General features: G+C 39.3%; 4 protein-coding genes and 1 pseudogene. 3 read left to right on the forward strand and 2 right to left on the reverse strand.

From position 1 onward, the window contains the following. Window positions 1-321: 321 nt before the first annotated feature. Entirely contained in the window at window positions 322-930 is a 609-nt protein-coding gene (locus tag VB711_RS26215; RefSeq protein WP_323289369.1) for a hypothetical protein, read from the reverse strand. A 350-nt stretch (window positions 931-1,280) separates the two neighbouring features. On the opposite strand from VB711_RS26215, the gene VB711_RS26220 reads away from it, so the two are divergent. From VB711_RS26220 to VB711_RS26230, 3 genes are all read left to right on the forward strand, one after another. Continuing rightward, a complete protein-coding gene (locus VB711_RS26220; RefSeq protein ID WP_323289370.1) occupies window positions 1,281-1,613 on the forward strand; it encodes a DUF565 domain-containing protein in 333 nt (110 codons plus the stop codon). Between the two features lie 3 nt (window positions 1,614-1,616). Next, the gene (locus VB711_RS26225; RefSeq protein ID WP_323289371.1) at window positions 1,617-2,630 is read left to right on the forward strand and encodes a glycerate kinase; all 1,014 of its coding nucleotides are present in this window, start codon (window positions 1,617-1,619) and stop codon (window positions 2,628-2,630) included. Window positions 2,631-2,709: 79 nt separating this feature from the next. Next, window positions 2,710-4,281, forward strand: coding sequence for an ATP-binding protein (locus VB711_RS26230; RefSeq protein ID WP_323289372.1), 1,572 nt, complete (start codon window positions 2,710-2,712; stop codon window positions 4,279-4,281). 68 nt (window positions 4,282-4,349) lie between these two features. Here VB711_RS26230 and VB711_RS26235 read toward each other — a convergent pair. Continuing rightward, a pseudogene (locus VB711_RS26235) lies at window positions 4,350-5,347 on the reverse strand (phytase); the annotation flags it as partial.

Raw genomic sequence — 5,347 nt, forward strand, 5'->3', positions numbered from 1 at the left:
TATAATAGACCTCTTGCATAAATACTTTGGTGTCGTCAATAATATGCTTGAAAAGCTCACGCAAAGGCGCTTTGCAAGAAGTCTAATTTAAGGGATTTCCCAATAAAAAAACACTCAAACCCTCATTTCTCTGTGTTCTCTGTGCCTCTGTGGTTAGTTAATCCGGATCATTTATTTTGTGGAAGTTCCTTAGTAAAGTTTATCAATGGGTAAGTCATACTCCTTTCCCACTAGAAGAATATAGATTAAATGAACCGCAAAGACGCAAAGGACGCGAAGAAATAAAGAAAGAAGAAGATATGTATAGGGAGCAAGAATGTTTTAATTGTTCAGAATTAACCGCCATTCTTTAGTTTGAGGATTCCATTGAGGAGAAGAAGTTTCTCCCACCACATAGGGACCCCAATATTGACGCGAACCATCTTGAGCAAAAGCGACTAAAACATCTCCCTTTTCTAATTGTAAATTACCTTGAGGTAAAGATAAAATTAGTCCCTCTTCACTACCTTCTTGGGGAGAAAAATCCCAATGAGCAGGAATATTATATTTATTATTCTGTGAAGTAGATTTTTTGACTACTGACTGTCGTGCTAATAAAGCTAAACGCACAGGCTGATTTGTTTGATTGCTCATGCGTAAACTTCCTTCTGGGTTAGTTTGATTATTAGAGTCAACCCGATAAGCTAAATTAGGAGGTAAAACTTCATCTTTAGCTTGTTTAACTTCGATCACAGGTGTAGCTTCAGTTATAGTTTCATTGTTAGATACATGAGCAGAGATCACGGTTTCTGGTGTAGTAGATGTGGGGATCATCTGAGGTTTTTCTGTTGATTCAAAGGATATACTTATTCCTAAATACCCGGCTATTAATCCGATTAATCCCAATGCAGAAGCTATAACGACAACGTTATTAGATGCAGTAAATTTCATAATGATAGTTTTTAGTAATAGAGAGTTTCTGGGGCTGATCTCAATAGCAGCCTTTGATCCCTAATGGGAATTAGATCAAATTATCTACTTTTGATTACCCCGTTGAATTAAGTAGCTGAGTAAAAATAATGGCTCATTATTTTCACAGAAATCTCTGTATTCTTGCTCTGTTCCCCATTCATAAGCCTTATCTTTAAGATAACGCTAATAGCTTTTAAATACCACCCAACAGGGTAAGAATTTTCAAAAAATCTAGAAAATCTGAATATAATACTTGAGACACATTTTGATATACACTAGAAATAGAAGAATTACTTACATATCTTGACTTTTTAACGGCAGTTTCACTTATGCAAAACACTCGGATCAACAACTTATTTAACACTATTGCTAGAAATTTAAATCAGTGGTTTTTTAATCCTTGGCGACGGTTATCGTTACTGGTAATTAGTTTTTTGTTTGGGTTTTTTATGGCTTCGGTGATATCTACTACTGCTGGGCAAGAGTCAAAATTAGACATTGTAATTGCGGCTTTTTTGGTTTTTTTAACCGAGATTACTAGCAGGATATTTTATAGCCGCAGCTTTTTTGCTAGACAAGAACTTTGGGTAGAACTACTCAATTATCTAAAAGTTGGTTTTATCTACGGACTATTTTTAGAAGCCTTTAAGTTGGGTTCATAAATCATGTTGAATGAATGGTTAAGTGAAATTTTAGCAACGGGTGTAATCAATCCATCAGGGTTGGATTTAGCGAAAAAAGCAGCTTTAGCAGATAGTTTAAGGGCAAAAACCTTTAATATTACACCAATCAATGTAGATGCAGTAATTCAAAAAAAATTGCAACTTCTCCCCTTAGTATTCCCAAAAATTGGTGAGTTTTGCGAAAGTAAACTACAAATGTCGCACCAAAAGATGTTACAAATGTTGTGGGATTTGTGGCTACCCTTGGGGATCGATCTGGCATCAAAGCGGCAGAACTTAGATAGACCAATGATTCAAGGGATTTTAGGGGGACAGGGAACTGGCAAAACTACAATGTCACACATTCTTAGTTTGATTCTCCAAGATTGGGGATATCAGACCTTGAGTTTGTCGTTAGATGACTTATATAAAACTTATAGCGATCGCTTAAAGTTAAAACAGGATGATCCCCGATTAATTTGGCGAGGTCCACCAGGAACTCACGACATTAACTTAGGTTTAACTCTATTCGAGCAAATTCGTCAAGGCAAGAGTCCTTTCACAGTTCCTCGATTTGATAAATCTGCTCATGGAGGAGAGGGCGATCGCGCAACACCAGAAATTATCAATAACATAGATATTATACTCTTTGAAGGGTGGTTTGTCGGTGTGCAACCAATTTCCCCGGACATATTTACGACCGCACCACCACCAATTATCACCGAGGAAGACCGAGAATTTGCCCGTGATATGAATGAACGACTCAAAGAATATCTACCCCTGTGGGAATTTTTAGATGGATTAATCGTACTTTATCCTAGAGATTACCGTTATTCCTTAGCATGGCGTAAACAAGCAGAAAAACAAATGATTGCGGCTGGAAAATCGGGTATGAGTGACACACAAATAGAAGAATTTGTCTATTATTTTTGGCGTTCTTTACACCCAGAATTATTTATTAAACCCCTAATTAATTCCCCATCTGTTAATTTAGTGATCACAGATTATAGAGATTAACCGAGCTTGCGGGAATTGGGAAAAATATTTAGGCGATCGCTTAAACTAAATCTGTAGACATTTACTGAGCAAAGTTAATATGCCCAAATGGTTTAACACAGCAGGACCCTGCCAACCAGATATCCATTATATGCTGTCTGCTTCAGAACGAATACCTGAACTAAAACAACTGATTGATCAGCGCAATTATTTTGTCATCCATGCACCGCGACAAGTGGGTAAAACCACAGCAATGTTAACCTTGGGACAGGAATTGACTGCCAGTGGAGCTTATACAGCCGTGATGCTGTCTCTGGAAGTTGGAGCGGTTTTTTCCCACGATCCAGGGGCTGCCGAACGTGCCATTTTAGATGAATGGAAACAATCTATTCAATATCGACTGCCGGAAGAGCTTTATCCTCCAGAATGGCCAGATACCAGTGCAGGAAGCCTAATCGGTACATTATTAAGTACCTGGGCAAGAAAATCATCCCGTCCTCTAGTCGTATTTCTCGATGAAATAGATGCCTTGAGTGATGAAACATTAATCTCGGTACTCAGACAACTGCGATCTGGTTATCCCAATCGTCCCCAGGGTTTTCCCCATTCTTTATGTTTAATTGGAATGCGCGATGTGCGCGATTATAAAGTTGCATCTGGTGGCAGTCAACGCCTTAATACATCAAGTCCATTTAATATAAAAGTCCGTTCCCTTACTTTAGGTAATTTTAGTTTCCAAGATGTACAAAACCTTTATCAGCAGCATACCGAAGCATCTGGACAAATTTTCACCCCTGAAGCAATTGAACGAGCATTTTATTTAACCGATGGTCAACCTTGGTTAGTCAATGCCTTAGCCAAAGAAGTTGTCGAATATATTACTAAAAATGTCGAAATTCCCATAACAGTGGATTTAATTAATCAAGCAAAGGAGATTTTAATTCAGCGACAAGATACCCATTTAGATAGCCTAGCTGAAAGATTGAGAGAAGATTGCGTTAAGAGACTCATAGAACCAATTTTAGCAGGGCAAGATTTACCGAATGTTCCCAATGACGATATTCGATATTTGTTAGATTTGGGACTATGCAAAATGGATAATAAAAGAGGTTTAGAAATTGCTAATCCCATTTATCAAGAAGTTTTACCCAGAGTTTTAAGCTACACCACTAACGCTTCCATCGGCAGGATTGAACCGCGATGGTTAAGTGAGACTGGGGAAATGTTACCAATGGAACTATTGGCAGCATTTCTAGAATTTTGGCAACAACATGGAGAACCATTATTTAAAAGTACCCCCTATCCTGAAATTGCACCGCATTTAGTGTTAATGGCTTTTCTGCATCGTGTAGTTAATGGTGGTGGCACATTAGAAAGAGAATATGCAGTGGGTTCGGGGCGGATGGATCTTTGTTTGCGCTATGGGGATTTAACTTTAGGTATGGAATTAAAAGTATGGCGAGACGGTAAACCAGATCCTTTAGTAGAAGGATTAAAACAATTGGATAAGTATCTATCGGGGTTAAATTTGGATACGGGTTGGTTAGTGATATTCGATCGCCGTGAAGGTTTATTGCCATTAAGCGATGTCTACGACGGGCTTCGCCTACGCACCACCACAGAAAATGCCACCAGTCCCGCAGGACGCAGTATAATTGTGATTCGCGGGTAATTTTAAAAGTAGAGGCAATCCATGAATTACCCCTACTTTTCTATTCAGGGATTACTTTTTAATAATCTCTAAGCAAAGGTAAAGTTATTTGCCATCAAGGTACTAGCTTGAATATTTATCAATGATGCCAATTCAGTATTACCAAGTTTCACCAAGGTGTCGTTACCGTCTTGCATTAATGTCAGTTGGCTCAATTGAGTTACCCCAATACCACCAATTCCAATCACATCTGTTCCTAATACAAAATCAGTCACAATGTTTTTACTGCTTGGGAGACTAGCATTGGCAATCCAGAATTGGTCAACATCATTACCCCCAGTTAAACGATTGCCACCACCTTGGCCAGCAAAGAGAATATCATCTCCATCACCACCATAGAGTAAGTCATTGATGTTCGCGGTTAGTTGATCATTGCCAGAACCACCGTAGAGGCGGTTATTGCTACCACTACTACGCAGAATATCATTACCGGAACCACCAAATAGGAATTGATTGGCACCTTCCACTACTTCTAGGTTGTCAATACCAGCAGCACCGAACAGGTTGTTATTGGTACTTGCTTCTACTACCACTATGGTGTCATTGCCGTTACCAGCATTGACGGAGGTGTTACCAACGGGGCCTGTGGCACCAATCCTCACCTGGTCGTTGCCATCACCAGCAAGTACAGAAGAATTGCCCCCGACAATCACCACATCATCACCAGTGCCAGTAATAATTGTGGTGAGATTGTCTGATGTAACTGATTCAACTGTGTCTGCGCCATCACCACTAAACAGGATTTGACTCTTTTGGCTTGGTTCGAGGGTAATGTTATCGCTGATGGTAGAGCCAAATTTAACTGTATTTAAAGGTTGTACATCTAAAAATTGTAGCCCTGCTCTGAGTCCATCTGGGCTTGCTGCTTGGAAAAACAACTTGTCTAAAAAGCTGACTAGCCCCGTTGGGAAAAGAGCCATATCAGCAATTTGGGTATTTGCCGAAGTTCCATCGGTAGTCCAAATCTTCCTACCATTAACGCCGTCATTAGCAGTAAAGTAGAGGGTGCCATTGACATTGGTTAAAT

The organism is Cronbergia sp. UHCC 0137 (genome assembly GCF_034932285.1).
In the GTDB taxonomy this organism is placed as follows: domain Bacteria; phylum Cyanobacteriota; class Cyanobacteriia; order Cyanobacteriales; family Nostocaceae; genus Cronbergia.